This is a genomic window from Pseudomonas fluorescens (assembly GCF_005938625.1).
Taxonomy (GTDB): Bacteria; Pseudomonadota; Gammaproteobacteria; order Pseudomonadales; family Pseudomonadaceae; genus Aquipseudomonas; species Aquipseudomonas fluorescens_BD.
Window position 1 is genome coordinate 13,199 of the sequence record NZ_VCNJ01000105.1, and the last position, 21,414, is coordinate 34,612.

The 21,414-nt window shown below is 55.1% G+C and carries 23 protein-coding genes; 11 read left to right on the forward strand and 12 right to left on the reverse strand.

What is annotated here, in order from left to right; all coding sequences use genetic code 11:
- Position 1 precedes the first annotated feature (1 nt).
- The 4 genes from cyoC (at position 2) to FGA82_RS31135 (ending at position 2,673) form a co-directional block, all read left to right on the forward strand.
- Complete coding sequence (gene cyoC / locus FGA82_RS31120) at positions 2 to 625, forward strand: cytochrome o ubiquinol oxidase subunit III (protein ID WP_129395410.1); 624 nt, start codon at positions 2 to 4, stop codon at positions 623 to 625.
- Complete coding sequence (gene cyoD, locus FGA82_RS31125) at positions 625 to 963, forward strand: cytochrome o ubiquinol oxidase subunit IV (RefSeq protein ID WP_129395409.1); 339 nt, start codon at positions 625 to 627, stop codon at positions 961 to 963. The genes cyoC and cyoD overlap by 1 nt, the downstream gene beginning before the upstream one ends.
- A 10-nt stretch (positions 964 to 973) precedes the next feature.
- A complete protein-coding gene (cyoE, locus tag FGA82_RS31130; RefSeq protein WP_053123579.1) occupies positions 974 to 1,861 on the forward strand; it encodes a heme o synthase in 888 nt (295 codons plus the stop codon).
- Between the two features lie 320 nt (positions 1,862 to 2,181).
- Entirely contained in the window at positions 2,182 to 2,673 is a 492-nt protein-coding gene (locus FGA82_RS31135) for a RidA family protein (protein WP_141130054.1), read from the forward strand.
- A gap of 74 nt (positions 2,674 to 2,747) precedes the next feature.
- Here the strand turns inward: FGA82_RS31135 and FGA82_RS31140 are convergent, their stop codons facing one another.
- The 3 genes from FGA82_RS31140 to FGA82_RS31150 all read right to left on the reverse strand — a co-directional run bounded on the left by FGA82_RS31140 (position 2,748) and on the right by FGA82_RS31150 (position 5,792).
- Positions 2,748 to 3,449, reverse strand: a complete 702-nt coding sequence (locus FGA82_RS31140; protein WP_141130055.1) for a hypothetical protein — start codon at positions 3,447 to 3,449, stop codon at positions 2,748 to 2,750.
- Positions 3,450 to 3,567: 118 nt separating this feature from the next.
- On the reverse strand, positions 3,568 to 5,085 hold the full coding sequence (locus FGA82_RS31145) for a sensor histidine kinase (protein ID WP_141130056.1): 1,518 nt from the start codon (positions 5,083 to 5,085) through the stop codon (positions 3,568 to 3,570).
- Positions 5,082 to 5,792 carry a response regulator transcription factor gene (locus FGA82_RS31150; protein WP_141130057.1) on the reverse strand — a complete coding sequence of 237 codons (711 nt, stop codon included), beginning with the start codon at positions 5,790 to 5,792 and terminating at the stop codon, positions 5,082 to 5,084. Before FGA82_RS31150 ends, FGA82_RS31145 begins: the two co-directional genes overlap by 4 nt.
- A 151-nt stretch (positions 5,793 to 5,943) precedes the next feature.
- On the opposite strand from FGA82_RS31150, the gene msrB reads away from it, so the two are divergent.
- The 3 genes from msrB to msrA are packed head-to-tail and all read left to right on the forward strand — an operon-like array spanning position 5,944 to position 9,028.
- The gene (gene msrB / locus FGA82_RS31155; protein ID WP_141130058.1) at positions 5,944 to 6,462 is read left to right on the forward strand and encodes a peptide-methionine (R)-S-oxide reductase MsrB; all 519 of its coding nucleotides are present in this window, start codon (positions 5,944 to 5,946) and stop codon (positions 6,460 to 6,462) included.
- A 43-nt stretch (positions 6,463 to 6,505) separates the two neighbouring features.
- Entirely contained in the window at positions 6,506 to 8,314 is a 1,809-nt protein-coding gene (locus FGA82_RS31160) for a cytochrome c biogenesis protein DipZ (RefSeq protein ID WP_141130059.1), read from the forward strand.
- A gap of 15 nt (positions 8,315 to 8,329) precedes the next feature.
- Complete coding sequence (msrA, locus tag FGA82_RS31165; RefSeq protein WP_141130060.1) at positions 8,330 to 9,028, forward strand: peptide-methionine (S)-S-oxide reductase MsrA; 699 nt, start codon at positions 8,330 to 8,332, stop codon at positions 9,026 to 9,028.
- Between the two features lies 1 nt (position 9,029).
- On the opposite strand, the gene FGA82_RS31170 is transcribed toward msrA, so the two are convergent.
- The 3 genes from FGA82_RS31170 to FGA82_RS31180 are packed head-to-tail and all read right to left on the reverse strand — an operon-like array spanning position 9,030 to position 10,972.
- The gene (locus tag FGA82_RS31170; RefSeq protein WP_141130071.1) at positions 9,030 to 9,545 is read right to left on the reverse strand and encodes a DUF6622 family protein; all 516 of its coding nucleotides are present in this window, start codon (positions 9,543 to 9,545) and stop codon (positions 9,030 to 9,032) included.
- Between the two features lie 60 nt (positions 9,546 to 9,605).
- Positions 9,606 to 10,010: a GNAT family N-acetyltransferase gene (locus FGA82_RS31175; protein WP_141130061.1), complete on the reverse strand. Its 405-nt coding sequence runs from the start codon at positions 10,008 to 10,010 to the stop codon at positions 9,606 to 9,608.
- Between the two features lie 56 nt (positions 10,011 to 10,066).
- Positions 10,067 to 10,972, reverse strand: a complete 906-nt coding sequence (locus FGA82_RS31180; RefSeq protein ID WP_141130062.1) for a LysR family transcriptional regulator — start codon at positions 10,970 to 10,972, stop codon at positions 10,067 to 10,069.
- 102 nt (positions 10,973 to 11,074) lie between these two features.
- On the opposite strand from FGA82_RS31180, the gene FGA82_RS31185 reads away from it, so the two are divergent.
- Positions 11,075 to 12,247 carry an aspartate aminotransferase family protein gene (locus FGA82_RS31185; RefSeq protein WP_141130063.1) on the forward strand — a complete coding sequence of 391 codons (1,173 nt, stop codon included), beginning with the start codon at positions 11,075 to 11,077 and terminating at the stop codon, positions 12,245 to 12,247.
- 117 nt (positions 12,248 to 12,364) lie between these two features.
- On the opposite strand, the gene FGA82_RS31195 is transcribed toward FGA82_RS31185, so the two are convergent.
- The 3 genes from FGA82_RS31195 to FGA82_RS31205 all read right to left on the reverse strand — a co-directional run bounded on the left by FGA82_RS31195 (position 12,365) and on the right by FGA82_RS31205 (position 15,669).
- Positions 12,365 to 14,284, reverse strand: coding sequence for an alkaline phosphatase D family protein (locus tag FGA82_RS31195; RefSeq protein WP_141130064.1), 1,920 nt, complete (start codon positions 14,282 to 14,284; stop codon positions 12,365 to 12,367).
- 72 nt (positions 14,285 to 14,356) lie between these two features.
- Positions 14,357 to 15,094, reverse strand: coding sequence for a hypothetical protein (locus FGA82_RS31200; protein WP_141130065.1), 738 nt, complete (start codon positions 15,092 to 15,094; stop codon positions 14,357 to 14,359).
- Positions 15,095 to 15,210: 116 nt separating this feature from the next.
- Positions 15,211 to 15,669: a hypothetical protein gene (locus tag FGA82_RS31205; protein WP_249384310.1), complete on the reverse strand. Its 459-nt coding sequence runs from the start codon at positions 15,667 to 15,669 to the stop codon at positions 15,211 to 15,213.
- Positions 15,670 to 15,695: 26 nt separating this feature from the next.
- Here FGA82_RS31205 and FGA82_RS31210 point away from each other — a divergent pair, with 26 nt between their 5' ends.
- Together FGA82_RS31210 and FGA82_RS31215 are read left to right on the forward strand one after the other, a co-directional pair.
- On the forward strand, positions 15,696 to 16,442 hold the full coding sequence (locus FGA82_RS31210; RefSeq protein ID WP_141130066.1) for a hypothetical protein: 747 nt from the start codon (positions 15,696 to 15,698) through the stop codon (positions 16,440 to 16,442).
- Positions 16,443 to 16,603: 161 nt separating this feature from the next.
- Positions 16,604 to 17,416, forward strand: a complete 813-nt coding sequence (locus FGA82_RS31215; RefSeq protein ID WP_141130067.1) for a hypothetical protein — start codon at positions 16,604 to 16,606, stop codon at positions 17,414 to 17,416.
- A 66-nt stretch (positions 17,417 to 17,482) separates the two neighbouring features.
- Here FGA82_RS31215 and FGA82_RS31220 read toward each other — a convergent pair whose 3' ends face one another.
- The 3 genes from FGA82_RS31220 to FGA82_RS31230 all read right to left on the reverse strand — a co-directional run bounded on the left by FGA82_RS31220 (position 17,483) and on the right by FGA82_RS31230 (position 20,756).
- Positions 17,483 to 19,444, reverse strand: coding sequence for a hypothetical protein (locus FGA82_RS31220; protein ID WP_141130068.1), 1,962 nt, complete (start codon positions 19,442 to 19,444; stop codon positions 17,483 to 17,485).
- Between the two features lie 29 nt (positions 19,445 to 19,473).
- Positions 19,474 to 20,181 (reverse strand): hypothetical protein, encoded by a 708-nt coding sequence (locus FGA82_RS31225; RefSeq protein WP_141130069.1) that lies wholly within the window; start codon positions 20,179 to 20,181, stop codon positions 19,474 to 19,476.
- 245 nt (positions 20,182 to 20,426) lie between these two features.
- Positions 20,427 to 20,756: a hypothetical protein gene (locus tag FGA82_RS31230; RefSeq protein WP_141130070.1), complete on the reverse strand. Its 330-nt coding sequence runs from the start codon at positions 20,754 to 20,756 to the stop codon at positions 20,427 to 20,429.
- Positions 20,757 to 21,134: 378 nt separating this feature from the next.
- On the opposite strand from FGA82_RS31230, the gene FGA82_RS32665 reads away from it, so the two are divergent.
- The coding region (locus FGA82_RS32665) for a DUF6429 family protein (protein WP_249384311.1) at positions 21,135 to 21,414 on the forward strand (280 nt) is incomplete at its 3' end.

The window sequence follows — 21,414 nt, forward strand, 5'->3', positions numbered from 1 at the left end:
CATGTCGAATTTAGTGACCAATGCTGGACACGCCCATGGTGAACATGGGCACGATGACCATCACCACGATTCGGGCGAGATGACCGTATACGGTTTCTGGCTCTACCTGATGACCGACTGCATTCTGTTTGCGTCGATCTTCGCGGTATACGCGGTACTGGTAAACAACGTTGCCGGTGGCCCAGCCGGCCACGACATCTTCGAACTGCCATACGTGCTGGGCGAAACCGCTCTGCTGTTGTTCAGTTCGATCACCTACGGCTTCGCCATGCTGGCGTTGTACAAGGGCAAGAAGCAGCAGGTTCTGGGTTGGTTGTTCATGACCTTCCTGCTCGGCGCAGGCTTTATCGCCATGGAGATCAACGAGTTCCACCTGCTGATCTCCGAGGGCTTCGGTCCTAGCCGTTCGGGCTTCCTGTCGGCGTTCTTCACCTTGGTCGGTACCCACGGTCTGCACGTTTCGGCGGGTCTGATCTGGATGGGCATCATGATGTACCAGGTCAACAAGCACGGCCTGACGGCGACCAACAAGACCCGTCTGAGCTGCCTGAGCCTGTTCTGGCACTTCCTGGACGTGGTGTGGATCTGCGTATTCACCGTTGTTTACCTGATGGGGACCCTGTAATGGCTAACGCACACTCCCATGACAGCCACGACGACGCCAGCCACGGCAGCGTCAAGTCCTACGCGATCGGCTTCATCCTGTCGGTGATCCTGACAGCTATCCCGTTTGCACTGGTCATGTACCCGTCGCTGCCAAAGTCGATCACCTTGATGATCGTCCTGGCATTCGCCGTGATCCAGGTGGTTGTCCACCTGGTGTACTTCCTGCACCTGGATCGCTCGGCTGCGCAACGTAACAACGTGATTGCCTTCGTGTTCGCCGCGATCGTGATTGTGCTGCTGGTTGGCCTGTCGCTGTGGATCATGTTCAGCATCCACACGTACATGATGGCGAAGTGAGGTAGACCCGATGTCGCTCAAGCACTTTATCCAAATCACCAAACCGGGGATCATTTTCGGTAACGTGCTTTCTGTGGCAGGCGGGTTCTTCCTGGCCTCGAAAGGGCATGTCGATCTGGCGGTGTTTCTGGCTGCCATGATCGGTACATCCCTGGTAGTTGCCTCCGGTTGCGTGTTCAACAACTGCATCGACCGCGACATCGACCTGAAGATGGAACGCACCAAGAACCGGGTGCTGGTGCAGGGCTTGATCTCCCTGAAACTGGCACTGGTTTACGCGACCATCCTTGGTGTTCTCGGCGTTGCCTTGTTGTACAAGGTGGCCAACCCGTTGGCTGCCCTGTTCGCGGTAATCGGCTTCGTTATCTACGTCGGCTTCTACAGTCTGTACCTCAAGCGCAAGTCGGTTCACGGCACGCTGGTGGGCAGTCTGTCGGGCGCCATGCCGCCAGTGATCGGTTACGTTGCCGTAACCAACAGCTTCGACATGGCCGCGCTGACGTTGCTGGTGATGTTCAGCCTGTGGCAGATGCCGCATTCCTACGCCATCGCAATCTTCCGCTTCAACGATTACCTGGCCGCATCGATTCCGGTGTTGCCAGTGAAGCGTGGGATTCAAGTGGCCAAGAAGCACATCCTGCTCTACATCCTGGCGTTCCTCGTAGCGACCTTGATGCTGACCTTCAGCGGTTACGCCGGCATGAGCTACCTCGCCGTCGCCGCGGCTATGGGCATGTACTGGTTGTACATGGCCTGGACCGGCTACAAAGCGGTGGATGACACGGTCTGGGCACGCAAGCTGTTCGTGTTCTCGATCTTCACCATCACTGCGTTGAGCGTCATGATGTCCCTGGACTTCAAGGTGCCCGCAGAGCTGCTGCTGACGTACGCGCCGTAAGGCTCAAAGGCTTGAAGAAAAACCCCGCACATTGAGAGATGTGCGGGGTTTTTTGTTGGGTAGATTATGCTGATTTGATGTGCTGCCATTCGCGAGCAGGCTCGCTCCCACAGGGGAATATGTGATCGACGCAGATCAAATGTGGGAGCGAGCCTGCTCGCGAATCGCAACGTCACTGAATTTGCTGGGTTGGCGGTTGCAGACTTCCGGTAAACCTCCTAGATTTGGATCCAGCATGACAGCGATAGCGCCTTGCCATTTGCTGGTGCTCCGCTGTCTCACCTGCGGTATTTCATGCACTGATCAAAAGGCTGGGCGAAATGACTGAAAGGATGACCTGCGACGAACGTTTTATTGCCCTGGCCCAAGAGCTGAACTACGACATTTATGGCGAGAACACTGCCGGCGGTAATTACGCGCCGCTGATCCGTCATCACGATGAGCTGTACATCAGCGGCATGGTGCCGCGCACCAACGGCAAGATTCAGTATCCCGGTCGGGTCGGATTGGAGCTGACCCTCAAGGATGCGCAAGCCGCCGCGAGCATCAGTGCGATGCGTTGTCTGGCGCTGATCGTCGATGCCGTCGGTTCGCTGGACAAGATCAAGGCGTTGTTGCGGGTCACCGTGTACGTGAAGTCGACCCCGGACTTCATTGACCTGAGCGAAGTGGCCAACGGTGCGTCGGATGTGTTCAGTCATGTGCTCGGCGATGCCGGACGGCACACGCGCACCACGGTGGGGGTGTATCAGTTGCCGAAGAATGCGGCGATTGAAGTCGACATGATTGTAGCTTTGCACTCGGGCGCGTAATTCCCCGAAAGCCGCGCAACAAAAAGCCCCGCCTGAATCTCAGTGCGGGGCTTTTTCATACAGCGGCTGCGCTATTACTGCGCGGCGATGCTATAGCCATCAAACGCGGTCTGCTGTTGCAGCGCGGTGATGATGTTCTTGCGGCTTACCGCCTGCTCGGTACCGGCGTTATCAACGAAGACTTCGCTTTCCAGTTCCGCTTCTTCGCCTTCACCAACGAAGGTGAAACCGAGGAACTCCAGCGCTGCACGATCAACGTTCAGGCGCGAGCGTGGCGTGCGCAGTGGCAGGGTCACGCTGATGCCGTCCTTGCTGATGGTGAAAATTTCGACTTCTTTCTTTTTCGCAGCCTTGCTCTTGCCACCGCTCGGGTTGCTGATCGCCTGATGGGTCTGGTTCAGCACTTTCAGCGCGAGGCCGTAAACGATTTCCTGGAACGCCGGATCGTCCTTGAAGCTGGACAGGATGCGGCCGATCGAGAACTTGCTGCTGAGGTCTTCAAGGGCGGCGAGGTCGGCGGCTTCGGCGTCTTTCAACGCCTTGAGTTCGCCCATCAGCTCGTAAGCCTTGTCGTCATCGAAGCTGTCGTGAGCCTGACGGATTGCCGCGCGCAGCTCGCGGATCTGGTCGCTTTCGCGGGTCGACTGGAACGCGTCCAGGACCATTTCGCTGATGATTTTGGCTTGTGGCAGGTGTTGTGAAAGATTGATGGAGTTTTCGTATTCCGCTTTGGACGATTCGGTGACTACGGATTCAGCGGTGTTGAAATCGGACATTGAAATTTCACTACTTTTTAACTTGAGTGGAGATGAGAAAACCCAAGGGCTTTTTCAGGCCGACTAATTTAGGGGAGCGCGGCGGCGTTGTCACGGAGCAACGGGCCGGCGGTCTCAACTATTTGCCGGGGCTGTGCAAATTCATTGAACGCATCATCCATTGTTCGGCTGTTTGCTGATCCGTTGGCAGCGAGAAGCGGAATGTCGCACCGCGCCCGCTGACGTCGAGCAACTCAATCTCACGGCCATGTAATTGCAGGATGCGGTGCACGATGCGCAGGCCCAGCCCTCCGTCACGCCGCGCCCCACCGATATTGAACGGGCGCAGGAACAAACCTTCGCGCAACTCCGGAGCGATGCCGGGACCGGTGTCACTGACCGTCACATCAACCAAGGTACCGTGAGGTGTCAGATCGAACTCGATCTCGCCACCCAGAGGTGTATGCCGTAAAGCATTGTCCACAAGGTTGGTCAGCACCCGTTCGATCAACCCGAGGTCGGCGCAGACCGTTGGCAGGTTCGGCACGAAATGGGCCTTGAGTTCGACTTGCCGCGCTTCGGCCGTCAGTTCGAATTTCTGGAAGATATCCTGCACCAGATCGATCAGCGAAAAACGCTCCGGCACCGGTTGCACGAATCCGTGTTCCAGTCGCACCAGTTCCAGCAGTGACTGCGCCAGACCGCCGACCTTTCTGCTCTGGTCCAGGGCGATGCCGAGGTAGCGGCGCCGCTCCTCCGGGGATAGCGTGGCGTCTTTGAGCGACAAGGTTTCCAGATAACCGTGCAGCGAAGCCATCGGCGTGCGCAGGTCATGGGAAATGTTCGCCACCAGCTCGCGACGCTCCTGATCCTGACGGGTCAGGGAGCGCCACTGTTCGCCGAGACGATTCTGCATTTGCCGGAAGGCGGCATCGAGAACGGCGATTTCATCCGGGTCAGCGGTTTTATCCACAGGTGCCGTGACGGGTCGAGGTGGCGCCGCGCCTTCGATTTCGAAGCGGCTGACGGTTTCGGTGAGTCGCCGCAATGGCCGGGTAATGAGATTGAACGCAGTGAGGCCGGCAACCAGGCACAGCAACGCGACCAGTCCGATCGACAACAGCGCGGTGTTGAGTGCCGCACTGGTCGCGCCGCGTTCGGCGAAGCGGTCGTGCGCTTCGCTGAGCAGCACCACATATAGATAACCGGCAGCTTTACCGTTGACCTGCAGTGGTGCGGCGCTGAATACCTTGCGCCCATCGACGCTGCGCGGGTCATCGCCGAGGATCGGCAGCGGCTGATCGTCGAGGAGTTGACGAATCGGCGCCAGATCAACCTGCTGGCGGCGTATCCGCCCCTCAGGTGCGGCATTGCCGACGATTCGCCCCTCGGTGTCGAGCAGATACACCTCGACACTCGGGTTGACCAGCATCAGTTGGCTGAACAGTTCACGCACAGCGCCGGGCATCAAACCGTTGCTGTCCATCAGCACCGTGTCGTGGGCGATGTGCTGCGCCAGATCTCGCGACAGACCTTGCACCACTTCCAGCTCATGCATGTGACTGGAGCGCACTTGCAGCCATGCCGATGTGCCGCAGCACACCAACAGCAGCACGGCAAATACCACGGACAGGCGCTGCGTCAGGGTCAGTTTCATGGCTGCTCGGTACCAAATTTATAACCACGGCCCCACACGGTGAGGATTCGCGCTGGCTGTGCCGGATCTTTTTCGATCTTCGCCCGCAGGCGATTGATGTGGGTGTTGACCGTATGTTCGTAACCTTCGTGGCTGTAACCCCAGACGGCGTTCAGCAGATCCATGCGCGAGAACACTTTGCCCGGTTGGCGGGCGAAGAAGTACAGCAGATCGAACTCACGAGGCGTGAGGTCCAGCCTTTGGGCGTCGAGGCTGACTTCGCGGGTGATCGGATCGATGGTCAGGCCATCGAGGCTCAAGCTGCCGGCGTCCATCTTCAGATTGCGCGCCATGGCATCGACACGACGCAGCAAGGCTTTGACCCGAGCCACCAGTTCCAGCATCGAAAACGGCTTGGCGAGGTAATCGTCGGCACCCAGTTCCAGACCAAGGATGCGGTGCAATTCACTGGAGCGGGCGCTGGTGATGATGATCGGCGTGTAACGGGCCATTGCGCGGGCGCGGCGGCAGATTTCCAGACCGTCGACGCCCGGCAGCATCAGGTCGAGGATCAGTGCATCCCAGTGACCTTGTTGCAGCAGGCGCATGCCTTCGTCGCCGTCGGCGCTGTGTGTGACCTCGAATTGTTCATCCCGCAGATGCAGGCAAATCAGGTCGGCGATGTGTTGGTCATCCTCGACCACAAGGATGCGTTTGGTCTGTTCCATGGAGCTCAATCCTTCGGCGCGATAAGCGCATTGTGCGGGTTTTCCTCCGGGCGAGTTATCACGAATTCGTTAACTTCCCGTGAGGATTTGGCGATCAATCCAAGCCTAGGCTGTGTTCCATGAAGGGCATCTGGAATTTTTGGAGACGGCCATGTTTTCACGGCGACAGATTCTGTTAGCGGGCGGCGGGCTGGGGGTTGCAGCCCTGGTGGCGGGTGTATTGCCAAAATTGTCGACTGCCACGGCAGTGATCGGCGAGGCACACGCGGACGAGGCGTTCGAAGTCATTCACAGCGACACTGAATGGCACTCGATTCTAAGCGACGAGCAGTATCAGATCCTGCGTGAGGAAGGCACCGAACGGGCCTATACCAGCGCGCTCAACGATGAGCATCGCACTGGCACGTTTGCCTGTGCCGGCTGTGATCTGGCGTTGTTTTCATCCGCGACCAAGTTCGACAGCCGTACCGGTTGGCCGAGTTTCTGGGCGCCGCTGGAACACGCAGTGGCGACGCGTCAGGACCGTTCGTTCGGCATGTCCCGCGACGAAGTTCACTGTCGCCGCTGCGGCGGTCATCTGGGCCATGTTTTCGATGACGGTCCCAAGCCCACAGGCCTGCGCTACTGCATGAACGGCCTGGCGATGACCTTCAAAGCCGTGGCGGCTTGAGTCATGACCCGCTCGCGATCTTCACTTCAGACAGGACGAATTTATGTGGCTCTTGGTTCTCGCTTATCTCGGTGGTGTGCTGACGATCGTCAGTCCGTGCATCCTGCCGGTGCTGCCTTTTGTCTTCGCTCGCACCGGGCAGCCGTTTATCAAAAGTGGCTTGCCGCTGCTGGCGGGGATGGCGGTGACCTTTGCGCTCGTCGCCTCGTTGGCGGCGGTGGGCGGCGGTTGGGTGGTGCAAGTCAATCAGTACGGGCGCTGGCTCGCGTTGCTGTTCGTTGCCCTGTTCGGGCTGACCTTGCTGCTGCCGCGTGTGGCCGAACGTCTGACCCGGCCGCTGGTGTCGGCCGGCAGTCGCTTGTCGGAAGCCGCCGGGCAGGAGCATCGCCCGCGTCCCGGCGCTTCGTTTCTGATCGGGGTCGCCACGGGACTGCTGTGGGCACCTTGCGCCGGGCCGATCCTGGGGCTGATTCTGACCGGCGCCGCGCTGCAAGGAGCAAGCATCGCCACCACGCTGTTGTTGCTCGCCTACGCGGCGGGTGCCGCCACCTCGCTGGCCGCGGCGCTGCTGTTGGGCGGTAAGGTTTTTGCGCTGATGAAACGCTCGATTGGCACCGGTGAGTGGATCCGTCGGGGTCTGGGCGTAATGATGTTGGCCGGCGTCGCGGCCATTGCACTGGGGCTCGATACCGGTGTTCTCGCACGGTTATCGACGGCTTCCACCGGTGGCCTGGAGCAGGCGCTGGTCGGCAAGCTGTCGGGCAAATCTGCCAACGCCAGCGGCACGATGATGGCGCAGATTCCTGCTGAGGAAGGCGCAGCGAACGGCAGCATGATGGCTGCTGGCGGCGCGATGAAAATGGCCGCGAAAACGCCAGGCACTTTACCGGTCGAAGGCCAGTTGCCGCCGCTTGAAGGTGCGGTGCAATGGCTCAACTCAGCGCCGCTGGATGCCCAGGCTTTGAAAGGCAAAGTGGTGCTGGTGGATTTCTGGACTTACTCCTGCATCAACTGCTTGCGCACTTTGCCGTATGTCAAAGCCTGGGCCGAAAAGTATCGCGATCAAGGGCTGGTAGTGATCGGTGTGCACGCGCCGGAATTCGCCTTCGAGCGTGATGTGGGCAACGTCACCAAAGCCATGAAGGAACTGGGTATCAACTACCCGGTCGCCATCGATAATGACTACAAGATCTGGCGTGCTTTCAACAACGAATATTGGCCAGCGCATTACTTTGCCGACGCTCAGGGACGTATTCGTTACCACCATTTTGGCGAAGGGGACTACGCCGAGTCGGAACGCGTCATACAACAGTTGCTGCGTGAGGCGGGCGCAAAAACCGTGGCGGACGGCTTGATCAATGCCGACGCCAAGGGTGTGCAGCAGGCGCCGGACATGAATCAGGTGCTGTCGCCGGAAACCTATGTCGGCTACCAGCGTGCGGAACATTTCGTACCGGAAACCAGCCTCGTGCCTGACAAGGTCGCGGCTTATATCCCACCGACCAGTCTCGCTTTGAATGACTGGAGCCTCGGCGGCCAATGGAACGTCGGGGCGGAGCGCGCGACTGCCGGCGCCTCTGCCAGCCGCATCGTTTATCGCTTTCATGCCCGCGATCTGCATTTGGTATTGGGACCGGGCGCGGACGGCAAACCCGTGCGCTTCAAGGTGTTGATCGACGGTCACGCGCCGGCGGATGCCCACGGTGTCGACGTCGCCCCCGACGGTTCGGGCCGCGTCACCGAGCAGCGCCTGTACCAGTTGGTGCGCCAGACCGATGGCGTGAAGGATCGAACCTTCAGCATCGAATTTCTTGACCCGGGCGTATCGGCCTACGCCTTTACCTTCGGCTGATCAGGAGTCATTGAAATGAAGATTACATGGCGTCGTGTGTTGTTGGGAGTCGCGGTGGCCGGCGTGATTGGCCAGGTTTCAGCGCTCTCTATGGGGGGCGAAGACGCGGTCGTGATTCCGCCTCCAACCCTTGATGAAATCACGCAGGCACACAGCGAAACCGCCGTGTTCGCCGGTGGTTGCTTCTGGGGCGTGCAGGGTGTTTTCCAACACGTCAAAGGCGTGCAGAAAGCGGTTTCCGGCTATGCCGGAGGTGCGGCCAATACGGCGGAATATGAACGAGTCAGCGAAGGCGATACCGGCCACGCCGAGTCCGTGCAGGTTACCTTCGATCCGACTCAGGTCAGCTACGGCAGCCTGTTGCAGATCTACTTTTCGGTAGCGCACAACCCAACTGAGCTCAATCGCCAGGGCCCGGACAGCGGCTCGCAATATCGCTCGGCGCTGTTCCCGGTCAACGCTGATCAGCAGAAGATCGCGCAGGCTTACATCGCGCAACTTGATGCGGCCCATGCCTTCAACAAACCCATCGTCACCAAGCTGGAAAGCTACAACGGCTTTTACCCGGCGGAGGACTATCACCAGGACTTCCTGACCGAGCATCCGAGCTATCCCTACATCGTGATCAACGACATGCCGAAGGTGGCGAATCTGAAGCAGGTGTTTGCCCAGCGTTATCAGGAGAAACCGGTGTTGGTGAAAAACGGCTCCTGAGTCATTGGGCGCCCAATGGCGGGCGTTGAGCCTGAAGGGTGCGCAGCAAACGGTAATATTTCAGTGAGCGAGCGCTAATCAGACCACTGATAAAACCTGAGGCTGCGGCTTTGAACAACACCATATCCGGGGCGGCAGCGCGCTCTGGGTGCACATCATCCTGATAGCCGAAGTAGTAGTTCACTGCAAAAAAAAGCAGGAGCAGAGTCAGCGCTTTCCAAGTGCCCGGCAAGATCAACCCGGTTTCCGGATCATCAAGACTTACCCCCTTGTTGGGGAAAATCAGCCATGCCGACAGGGCGCCCAGTAACAAAGCAATGAGCCAGCTGCTGAGGGTCAAGCCTGGGTCATTCGTCAGGTTCAACGACAATAGCGACCAACCCAACAACACCAGCGGGGTCGATAGCAGGGAAAATCGGCTTTCGTGTTGGGGTTTTCGGGCCTTGAGGCCGAAATACACCAGAACCAGAAAAACGACATAAACCCACAAGGGGGTATTTTGAAGAGTGACGAGCATCGCGCAGCGTCCATGCTGGAAAGAGAAGCTGATCATAGCCGTTGCCAGAACGCACGCCCGTTATTTCAATCGCGGTCGCTCCATGGCGATCACTGACATTTCAAAACCCAGGCTGGCAAAAAAGGCTTCGGCGCCTTCTCGCCCGGCACGCAGCACCCAGGTGATGTCGGGGTTATCCCCCATGACATGCTCAACCAGTCTGCGGCCAATGCCTGTACGTCGATACTGGCCATCGACCACGACCATCGACAGGTATCCGTTGCACAAGCCATCGGTTATGCCCCGGGCAAAGCCAACGATCTGAGCGTCGCGCAGGGCAACAGCCGTGCGTTGAGAGTTGTTGATCAGTTGCCTGAAATGTTCGCTGGAACCGGTTCGGTGGCCCCAGCCATGGCGGCCGAGAAACAGCCGTACCGACTCCACTTCGTCAGGTAGCAGGTCGCGTACGGCCAGGTTGTTGTTCATCTTCGGTTCGACTCCTTGTCAGCAGTTGTTCGAGACATTGTCCATGTCGCTCGTTATCAGGATCTGCCCCACGTCCGCATCGCAAATTCGACGAAGCGGCGCAGCTTGGGTAAACGATAGCGATCCGGGGCATAAAGCAAATGCAGGGGGCGGCTGGGCGGTTGATAGTCGGGGACGACGGTCACCAGTTTGCCGTCGCGCAGATCCTGTTCCACCAGCGCATCGGGCAGCATCACGATACCCATGTCGGTGCGGGCTGCCTGATGCAGACCGGCAGAAGTATTCATCAGCATCGGCCCGCTGACGTCGACGAGAATTTCTCCCTCCGGGCCGCTGAGGCGCCAGCGCTTTTCCACCGATTGCCAATCGTCGCCGGCAGGGTAGGCGAACGACAGGCAGTCGTGTTGTTGCAAATCCTCAGGTGTTTGCGGCATGCCGCGCCGGGCCACGTATTGCGGGGAGGCGCAGACGGTCAGTGTGTAATCGATCAGAGGGCGGGCGATCAGATTCGACTCCTCGAAATGCCCCAGTCGGAACGCCACATCCAGACCACTTTCCAGCAAGTCTGGACGGCTGTTGGTCAGCACCACATCCATTTTGACCTGTGGATATTGCAGGGAAAATTCGCTGAGCGCCGGCGCCAGGCGTTCTACGCCAAAAGTCAGTGGCGCGGTAATGCGCAGCAGACCGCGCGGCTCATCGAGTGCCTGTTCCGCCAAGCGTTCGGAGTCAGCCACCAGTCCCAATACATCCAGACACCGCTGGTAGTAAACGCTGCCGAATTCGGTAAGACGTTGACGGCGGGTCGTGCGTTGCAGCAGTTGCACGCCCAGCCGTCGTTCCAGCGCGCGCAGGTGATTGCCAACCATGGTCGTCGACATGTCGCACTGCAGCGCGGCCGCCGTCATGCTCCCGGCTTCGACGACTTTGACGTACACGCTCATCGACTGGAACAGGTCCATTATCAAGCCCTGCTTTTAAATGAATGAAGTTTTTCCGAGTTTATCCAGTTTCGGTGGCTAACCATACTGCCAGCACACCGACCTGCACTGGAGTTTGAAGTCATGACCGCCGCCCTGATGAACACCTACCAACCGCTGGCCCTGAGCTTCACCAAAGGCCTGGGCACTCGCCTGTGGGATCAGGCCGGTCGCGAGTATCTGGATGCGGTGGCCGGTGTCGCGGTGACCAATGTCGGTCACTCACACCCGCGGATCGTTTCGGCGATCAGCGAGCAGGCGGGATTGCTGCTGCACACGTCGAATCTGTACAGCATCGACTGGCAGCAACAACTGGCCAAACGGCTGACTGAGCTGTCGGGTATGGAGCGGGCGTTCTTCAATAATTCGGGGGCCGAAGCCAATGAAACGGCGCTGAAACTCGCGCGTCTATACGGCTGGCGCAAAGGCATCGAACAGCCGCTGGTGGTGGTCATGGCCAACGCGTTCCATGGCCGCACGCTCGGCACCTTGTCGGCCAGCGATGGCCCGGCGGTGCGCCTGGGTTTCAACGAATTGCCGGGGGATTTCCTCAAAGTGCCTTTTGGTGATCTCGCGGCGCTGGAACAGGTGCAGCAAAAGCACGGCGAGCGCATCGTGGCAATTCTGGTCGAGCCAATCCAGGGCGAAAGCGGCGTGCAGCTTGCGCCGCCGGGTTACCTGAAAGCCCTGCGCGAACTGTGCAATCGCCATGCGTGGTTATTGATGCTCGATGAAATCCAGACCGGCATCGGCCGTACTGGCCGCTGGTTTGCGTTTCAACATGAAGGCATCGTCCCGGATGTCATGACCCTGGCAAAAGGACTGGGCAATGGCGTGCCGATCGGCGCTTGCCTGGCCCGGGGCAGGGCGTCGGATCTGTTCACCCCCGGCAGCCATGGCAGCACCTTCGGCGGCAATCCGCTGGCGTGTCGGGTCGGTTGCACAGTGCTGGACATCATCGAAGAACAGGGCCTGTTGGAAAACGCCCGGATTCAGGGCGAGCGTCTGTTGACTCGTCTGCGTGCAGAGCTGGCGGACAATCCCAATGTGTTGGCGATTCGTGGTCAGGGTTTGATGATCGGTATCGAGCTGAAACAGCCGGTGCGTGATCTGACCCTGATCGCGGCGCGGGATCATGGGCTGTTGATCAACGTCACGCGGGGCAAGACGATACGGCTGCTGCCACCGTTGACGATTGATGAGCGGGAGGTGGAGATGATTGTCAGAGGAATTGGACGGATTGTTTCCGCGAGTTAATGGATATCCGATAACCCTGTGGGAGCGAGCTTGCTCGCGAAGGCGTCGTCACAGTCGACATTAATGTTGAATGCTCGACCGCATTCGCGAGCAAGCTCGCTCCCACACGGGAAGCCTCTAGTCCGGATAATCCGCCAGATCCGGCGCCAGCATCCGTGTCTTCGCCTTGCCATTCGAATTGTGCTGAATGATCTCTCGCGGCTGCCCCTGTTCATTGAAAAACACCTGACCGATCCCCGCCGAATTCCATAAGCGTTCTCCAGCCTCGGCATGTTCTGGCGTATACGGCACGATGCGCATGCGACGGCGTTTGGTAAACCAGTTCAGCGGGGAGCGTGGCGAATAGAGCCAGCGGTTGAGGCGGTCGAACCATTCCAGCAGGCTTTTCGGAAACTCGTTCTTGATCCCGCTGCTGGTGATCTGCCAGATCCGCGGGCCGGCTTTGCGGTGGCGGATAAGAACTTCGTAGACGAAGGAATAATGCACGTCGCCCGACAGAACCACGTAGTTACCCGGTGTTCGCGAGTGGCGGAAAATATTCAGGATCACCTGTGCCGCACCGCGATGGGCCATCCAGTTTTCCGCGTCGACCAGCAGCGGATAACCGCACCAACTGAAGACCTTCTGCACGGTTTCAATCAGCTTCACGCCGAAGATCGGCGCCGGTGACACGATGATCGCCGACGGGTGATCGAGCAGTTCCTGTTGCAGTTCGCTTAGCGCCTCCCAATCGAGCAGGCCCGACGGTTGCTTGAGCGCCATTTCACTGCGCCAGCGCCGGGTGCGCGTGTCGATGACCACCAGCGCTGGGCTGGTTGGCAGGACGAAATGCCAATGCTGAAAGCGCAGCAGGTCATCGATCAAGTCGTCCTGCACCGGGCTGTCGAGATACTGGTCACCACCACTGGCGCTCAGCCCCAGAGTTTTCTCCAGCACATCCTTGAACGCATCGGGATTATTGCCCCAGCCCTGACACAACATATAGGCGATCAGCGCATTGCCGATGATGCGTTTGGAGAACGGATGGCCGTAGGCCGTTTCCTCCCATTGCGCAGACAGGTTCCAGTCATCGGTGATGTCGTGATCATCGAAAATCATCAGACTCGGCAGATGCGCCAGCGCGCGGGCGACTTGGCCCAATCCAGCCTTGAAGGTGTCGATGCGAGTCTGTTCGAGGGTATAGCGCTTGAGGCGTTCGGGCGTCAGTTCGGGCGCTTGCGGATCGATCAGCGACCAGGCGGTCGGCGACCACACCAGCAAGTACATCGCCATGACTTCGGCGAACGTCACCAGATGATTGTCAGCACTGCTGCTGGTGAAAATCGGCTTACGCGCACCGCCGAAAAATCGCTCGCGCAATGTCTCGTTGCTCTCCAGCGCCGGTAACAAATCCGCACGGTGGTAGTAACTGGCCGGGTGCTCGTAGAGCTTCGCGCTGTCGCTGACCACGGCGCCTTCGAGGTGTTCGTCGAACAGGCCGAGACGTTCGATCAAGGCATGAATCGCCCGCAGCATCGGGCCGGCGACATCGTCGGCGTAGACCTGATCACCGCTCATCATCAACAGGGCGGGGCGTTGTTGCGGATCGGTTTCCGTCGTCAGCAATTGGTCGACGCAAAGCAAACCATCCGTCGCCGGGTGATGCGGCTTGCGGCAAGAGCCGTGCAGCAGTTGATCGATCCGCGAGCGCAGGACGAAGTTCGGACTGGTTGCATCGCCGTACAGCAGATGCGCCGCCCAGTCGGCGATGCCTTCTGCATTGTCGATCAGCAGGTCATAGTCGATACGCGTATCGCAGGGCAGGGCGCTATCGAGAGAAACATCAATGAGGTGAACAAACGCCTGACGACCTACGGGAATGACCGTGCATTTCTCCGCGTCGAGAAGAATGTCTCCTACACCTTGCAGGCGCAACGTCAGCGACAGCTGGCGCGTACCGATCAACCACAGCACCAACCGCTTCGGCTCCAGCCGGCGCAGCAGCGGGCCGGCCAACACGGCAGGCAACAAAGAGGGATCAGCGAGGTGTCGGGACATCGGAGGGCAAAGCTCAAGGCGCACAGGCCGGCGATGATAGCGCAGCCGGCGCCTTGAACCCTTAAATCAGCCTTAAGAGTCGGCTTTTTGCACTTTCAGCGCCAACAAACGCCACTGCGCAGGTAGCGCGTCAACTCGCGGCTGTTCTTGCACGGAGCAATCGAAACGGTAGGTGACATCGTCGCCGTTCATGTTGCGCGCGGTGACGGTGTTGTTGAAGGTGTAGACCTGATCCTTGAAGCGGTGGCTGACCAGCGCTTTGCTGTCAGCGAAACGCGCCGAAGCGGGAAAGCGCAACGTGCTGGTCACAAACGGGCTGCACATGACATAGGCGATCATCGACTTGTCGGCCAGTGCGTCGCCGCGCAGTTTCTTGTTCAGTGCTGCCAGGGCCATGCGACCGTCATAGTCGCTTTGATCCAGCACGGTCTGTAGCCCGATGGATTTCGGCGCCCGACTGGCGTAGTTCGGCAACAGTGCGGAGTCGGCGGGAGAGGGCTTGTCATCCGGCTCGATGGCAGCAAAAGCCGGCGCATCCTTGAGATCGGCGGCGGGTGTGACTGCCTCGGCTTCAGGCAATAGAGAGGTCGACTCGGCGAGTTGTGTGTTTTCAGCCTGCGCCGGTTCGTAATTATGCGACGACGGAAACAACGACAACGTGATCGACAGTACCACCATCGCGACAATGAAACCGCCCGCTGCGCCAACGATGTTGCCGTAGAAAACATTCCAGCTGCCACGGTTCTGCACCACCCAGCGCCACATGAACCCCCAAACCGCAACAATCGCCAGAAAACGCAGAAACTCCATTTGATCCTTTCCTTAAACCTTCAAAACCCTGAAATCAACGCACGTCCACAGTGAACGCTGACGATGGGCGGCAAGATAACAAAACAGGCGTGTAATGCCAGTGTCGATAGCGGCGCTCAGTGAAAATTGAGCGCGAAAAACGCCAGCGTCGTCACACCACCAGCCAGCCCACAGATACCGGCGAAAAGTTGCCGGGCCAACGGATGCTCTGGCTGAGGACGCCTGACCAGCCACATCCAGACACCCGCCAACACGCCGAACGTGGTGATTATTTGCAACACGCTACTGACCAGATTTTCCGGTGAAGGAGGCACGTGCGCCGGGAAAAGGCCTGAACAGATCACCGAAAAAATCATTGCCACGATGAAGCCGCTGGCGGCACCCGCCAGGTTGGCAAGGATCAGGTTCCAGGCACCACGGGTCTGCACGACCCAAGCCCAAACGGCTGCCCAGACGAAAAAGTACAACACGGCCATCAAGGCGTTTCTCCCTCTGAAAATTGACTCCATCGAGGCGCTGGCGACCTCGTTACTGGCAGTGGACGGCAAGATAGCAAAATAGTAGCGTCGCGCCACTGCCCTATCCCCGTAATGGATTACCTATGCCAGTCAGTACCCATTGTTCGCGCCTGCTCTGCGCAATCACACTCGCCGCTGCAATGACCCCGGCATTCGCCGCCGTGCAAGAGCATCCGGAAAACAGCTGGAAGTATTACGCCGGCAACTGCCAGCGCGTGCTGGAAAAAATGGCCGATGTGCAGAGCGGCCGCACCACCGCCTACGACGTGATGTCCGCGCTGGAAAGCAACCTGCGAACCATGAATGAACACCGCTCGAACCTGACACCCAATCACCTCGGCTCCCGGGAATTTGCACAATGCGAAAACGTGGCAGGCCAGGCTGAAGCGATGATCGCCCAAGGCAAAGCCGAGTTCGCCGCAAAAATGCAAGGTGCTGCGGAGGAAGGCCGCATCGCCCACCAGAACTCCCCCGAATACCAACGCGCCCGCGCCCTCGGCTACAGCGACGTCGGCGACATCTCCTTCCTGAAACTGCACGAAGACACCGACGGCGAAGCACGCCTGAAAACCATGTTGATTACCGTCGACGAAATCTGCGGCCAATACTTCCGCGCCACCCAATACGTGAAGCCGTATGTCATCTATACGGTTAGGCCTTCGGACGGCGGCTGTGGCGAAGTGAAGCGCGTTGCGGTGGTGGGTGGCCGATCAGTGGAGAAGGGCGATTACATTGATGAGAAGGGCGAATTTCAGTATCTGGGCTGGAAAAAGCTTGTTGGCGCGGATGGGTTTCCTACGGATATTCGAGTTGTAAAAAAGACACGATGAAAATTAAAGCGTAAACGAGATTCATGACCTCGTCAGAAAAATAATTTGTAAAGAAATTTTCTGTCAGGATGTGTGCCTAGAGTGTGTTTTTTGGTTTTGAAGTGACTCAGTTATGAGCTCAGAAAAATTAAACGGTAAGAATACGGCTGGGAGTGTTAAAAATGATGCAGCAATTAAAACAAATTACAAATCTAAGAACCTATATTGCGTCCGCTTCGATATTTATTATAGGAATACTGTTGCTCATGGGGAGTGAACGGTCTTCCTTTCCTGAAGGGTATTTGTGGCTTAAATCTTTAATGTCAAATATTGGGGCGCTATTGATCGCGTCAGTTTCCATTGCAATGTTGTGGGAACTATTTTCAAAAAGAGCGTTTTTAGAAGAGTTGCTTGCTAAAACAGGAATGGCTGAAGATATACGAACTGTGGGTGTTACAGATATCTCTCTTAATCCAGTCCAAGGTCCGGACTTTTCAAAGCTCATAAAGTCTTGCGAAAGATTGGATATGTTTGTCTGCTATGCTAATACTTGGCGAGCAATGTTTGAAGAGGATCTAAAAATACTGGCGGCAAAGAAGGGTTGCCGGATAAGGCTGATTGTTCCAGATCCTGATAATCAAGAGATTATGAAGGATTTGGCTAAAAGATTTAATGCTAAAGATGCCGATACAATGAAGGGGAGGGTGACGCAAGCAATTAGAGAGTATATTGATCTGTTCTTGTCGGTGGGAAATGACAAGTTGGATTTTAGTGTTTGGATTCACGATGAAACGCCTGTAACAAGCTTTTATCGTTTTGATCGCTGTGCTGTTGTTACTTTGTATAAGCATGCTAAAGGCAGGGGTAATGCTCCGACAATTGTTGCTGAGCGGGGAGGGGCGCTATATTCTTACATTGAGAGTGAAATTGATTCAATGATAAGAGGCATCGCGCCTTACCCGCAATTAGCACGCAAAATTTATCCCGAGGATTGAGTGAGTGATAAATTTAGAAGTGGGGGGGCTAATGTTTTCGTCCTTTAAGGCGCTGTTGGTTTACTCTCACTCAAGGAGTGTTTTGTTTTTGTATATAAATGCTCCTTGTTTGCGATAGCTTGTAAGCCAATCATCTATATCAACTTGTATGTAGATTTCTCTCTTCGCTCTAGAAATGGCCGTGTAGAGAGAAGATATTATGTTGTCGATTGCGTATGCATCATCCGGAGGTGATATTGGCATTAGATTTGGACTAATCGTGACGGAGTTGAACTCCATGTTTCCGACTTCGCTAACTAAAGCTAGTGTGTAGGTGCTGCTTGTCTGGTTTGATATCTTAGTGAGGCCCTCATTTAGGTCGGATACGTTATATCCTGAGTTGGTTTTTTTCATTATTTCAATAAATTCTTGATGCTTGTTTAGCTTTTCGTAGAGTTCGCGATTACTTGCAAATTGTATTAGGTCTAAGTGGGTTGATGGAAGATTGTCGCGTAGTAAGCGCAAGGAGTCATTAGCAAAATCTTGAAAACTTTTTTTGCTTCTATTGCTCGTAAAAGAAATGTGTTTCCCTTTTGTAGTTATGTTGATAAAAAAGCACAACATTCCCCAGTGATCTAAAAATAAGATCGTTGTGGGGGGGAGTGGTAAGTTGTATTGGTCATACTTGTGAATGTATATGTCTTTATCTTTAGCCGCTTCAAATGGAAGCTTGAGCTTGTCAGGGTGCGCTTCGATTAATGGATTTAGCATGCGCTCAATTTTAATTCCACTCCTGACAGATTGGATGGCTTCCTTTTGTCTAATGTCTATGGAACGCTTTGTTGCTGATCCGCTAAGTCGTTGATATTCATCTCCAAATGTTATCAGTGATTGAGGGCTGCTCTCTAATATTTTTAATAGCGATGGAGGTAAGTCATGACTCTCATCTATTAAAATGTGTGAGATGGTAGAAGGTATGGTGAGACCTAAAAGTGAGGCTTTTTTCAGGGTTCTCAAGCCATAGAATGGTAGTTTTATAGGCGTATTTAGCGTGGGATCTATCGCTTGCCATATTCGACTCGAAAACTCTAATATCACGGATCTATCTGTCGTTGAGAATCGCGCAGGAAGTGTTGGCAGGTGGGCCTCTCTAATCGTGTAATCTTTGGATGTGCAGTAATTGTTTATGGTGGTTAAGCAGATTGATACAACCTGAGATATTTCTAAGCTCTGAACAGATGTGAGGCTGAGTTTGGCTGCGATTTCAAGATTTTGAATTGGTTTTATTTCATGCGCGCGTCGCAATATTGCTCTATCAATAACTTTGCTTAGGAGCGTTATGGCAAGTGACTCAAATGTCAGTAGTTTAGATGTCTTTATTTTGCTGCGCTTTCGTATTTCTTCAGTTTTTTCTGTGTTTTTAGCGAGAATCAAGGTTTTGTTTTGATCCAGATAATTCAATAAGGAGGTGATTAAAAAACTTTTTCCAATTCCGGCATAACCCTGGACGTGAAGATGCTCGTTCAAGTTTGCTTGAAACGTCCGGATAATCATATTCTGAGAGTTGGACAGCCAAAGTTCTCTTTTTTTTGGTGTTTCCAGGTGATTCTGGTATGAGTTTATTACTCTAAAGTACTCCGACCTAAATTTTATATCCCATTCTCCATTAGATAGCAGAAATGGTGCGTCGATTACCAGTGTCGGAGGGAGTAGTGATATTTTAGATTTGGCAAGATTTTTATATCCATTTATTAGTTCGTTCTTTTTGAAAAGTCTTTTTGTCTCGCTCAATAATCTTTGGTTGTTTGTATTCGCTTTGTTTTCTAGTTCCCAAGCAATCAGCTTTTTTAAAATTGTTTCGGAAGCATTTCTGGGGTTGACTGTTTCGTCAAGACTGGGGATGTTTTGAATGACAAGAATCGCAGCAAGCTCTGGACTTGAAAGGTTATCAAGCAACATAGGTTGATCATGTGCAATGATTGCTGTGATCGTTTCTTCGCTTACGGGGAGAAATAAAGGAGTGTCAAGGTCGCAATGTTCTGGTCTCATATTCCGCCTCGCCATAGTTAGGGTTTATTTTAGTTGGATTTGTTAGGGTTGAATTTGTTTGTAAGTTCAATGTGTACGCGTAGGGGGTTGTTTGCGTTAGGAGTGTCAATGAAGGTTGACCAGTTAGCCGGGCGGATCACCCGAATATCTTTCAGGATTCCTAGTTCGGTTAATCTGTTTATTGCTATTTCGGCTGATACGTCAAAAATGCTACAAGTATTGTTGATTATTCTCACGAAGTCCCTGTGATTGCATTCTTGGTAGTCCACATAAATTTTCCCATGGTTTCGATCTTTGATATCGAAATTGCTCATTAATTGTGTGATTACTCTTTGGGTAAGTTTTTCTGGCATTAATATGCTGGATGCAAAATGGTTTAGTGTTTCTGTGGCTTGCTGAGGGGTGATTGCCGGGTTGTTAATTATCTTTGTTAGTATCTTATTGTTTTTTATATTTATTTGTATGTGTGTTTTGTCTTTGAAAGTTATTGCGGCGGCTGAAATGTAAGCCATGTTGAATAGCGATTGGGCGCGGATTTTCTGCGTGGTGTTCTGGTTTACTATTAATGTTTTCGAATCAAATAATATGTCGGGCTCGGAGCTTGACGGAGAGCCGGAATAGTTAAAGACAATTCCAATTGATATCATCATTGAAAGAATGTCAAATGTTGAGTCTAGACTTTGGTCTGGCCTGAGCCTGTTGGTGTGATTGGAAATCTCAGTCTTGGATAACAACATCCTGCATCTCTCCTTGATATTTAACTTTGTTATTTTCCGAATAGATTTGTAGGTGAATTGTGGTTAGCAGAGAGATAATAAATAATTTTTTTGAAGAGGTCCATTGTCGGGTGACTGAGGACCGGGGCACGGTTCGCTCATTGAGATCAATAAGGGTGCGATTGTGAAATTTGGGTGGTTTTTGATTTTAATATTTGAGGCTCACCGCTCAAAAAAGTAGCGGTTGATGTAGTGTTGTTTGAAAATTAAACAATATCTTTCAAATACTGCCTCAACGCTAGGAGTGGCTGATCCAGCTGCTCCAGCGAGCGCGCTTCGCTGAAATCCGCGGACAACTTGTGCAGCTCCCGCCCCAGCGGTTTCTCGACTCCGCCCAAGGCGTCCATCGCCAAACCCAGGCATTCATTCATCTTGAACTGAATGGTCTCGACATCCCCGCGCCGTACCAATAGTTCGAAAATGTCTTTCTGGTAATCACCCATGACCATATCGTCCCGCAAAATCGGGCTCAGGCCTTCTTCCTCGTAAGCGAGTTTGAGGGAGAAAAGGGCGACTGTTTCCAGTGACGTTTCCATGGGGTGCCTTTAGCGACGTCCGTTAGTGTGGGAGTTGATGACTGGAGGCAGCTACCCTTAGGTGCAGGATGCGCTGGGCTGCCTTCAGAGTGGCGCGATTATACGGAGCGGGATCAACAAGTGCAGCCCAAACGCGAGGCCGGGCACACTGAAGCCGATCAATAACCTTCACGGGATTGAGCGGCATTTCAATCGGAGGCCGGCGAGTATTATGGTGAACCTTCACCCACTCGACGTTAACTGTTGGATACGAATGGAGTGACGACCATGGAATACGACGACAAACTGATGGAAGACGCCGTGCTTGCCCTGTTGGCAGCGCTCAGTTCCAACGACGGCAATGCCTGGAAAGGATTCGACTTCGAGATCATGAACTGATTGCATGAGCAGGGTTTCATTGGTAACCCGGTTAACAGGAACAAGTCGGTCTGGTTGACGGAGGAGGGGCTGGAGCGGGGGCGGGCGATAGCAGCGCGGTTGTTTGGGGGAAGTGCTCAGGCTGAGCCTGCAAACGAGTCCGACACCGGAGTCCGTGCTATGTCACGTGCGAACCGCGCGGTGGTGAGCGCTCAGCATTGCGCGAGCACTTTCCAGCAGACGAAAAAAAAGGCCTTGCTAAGCAAGACCTTTCTTAATTTTGGTGCCCCGAGGGGGCAAC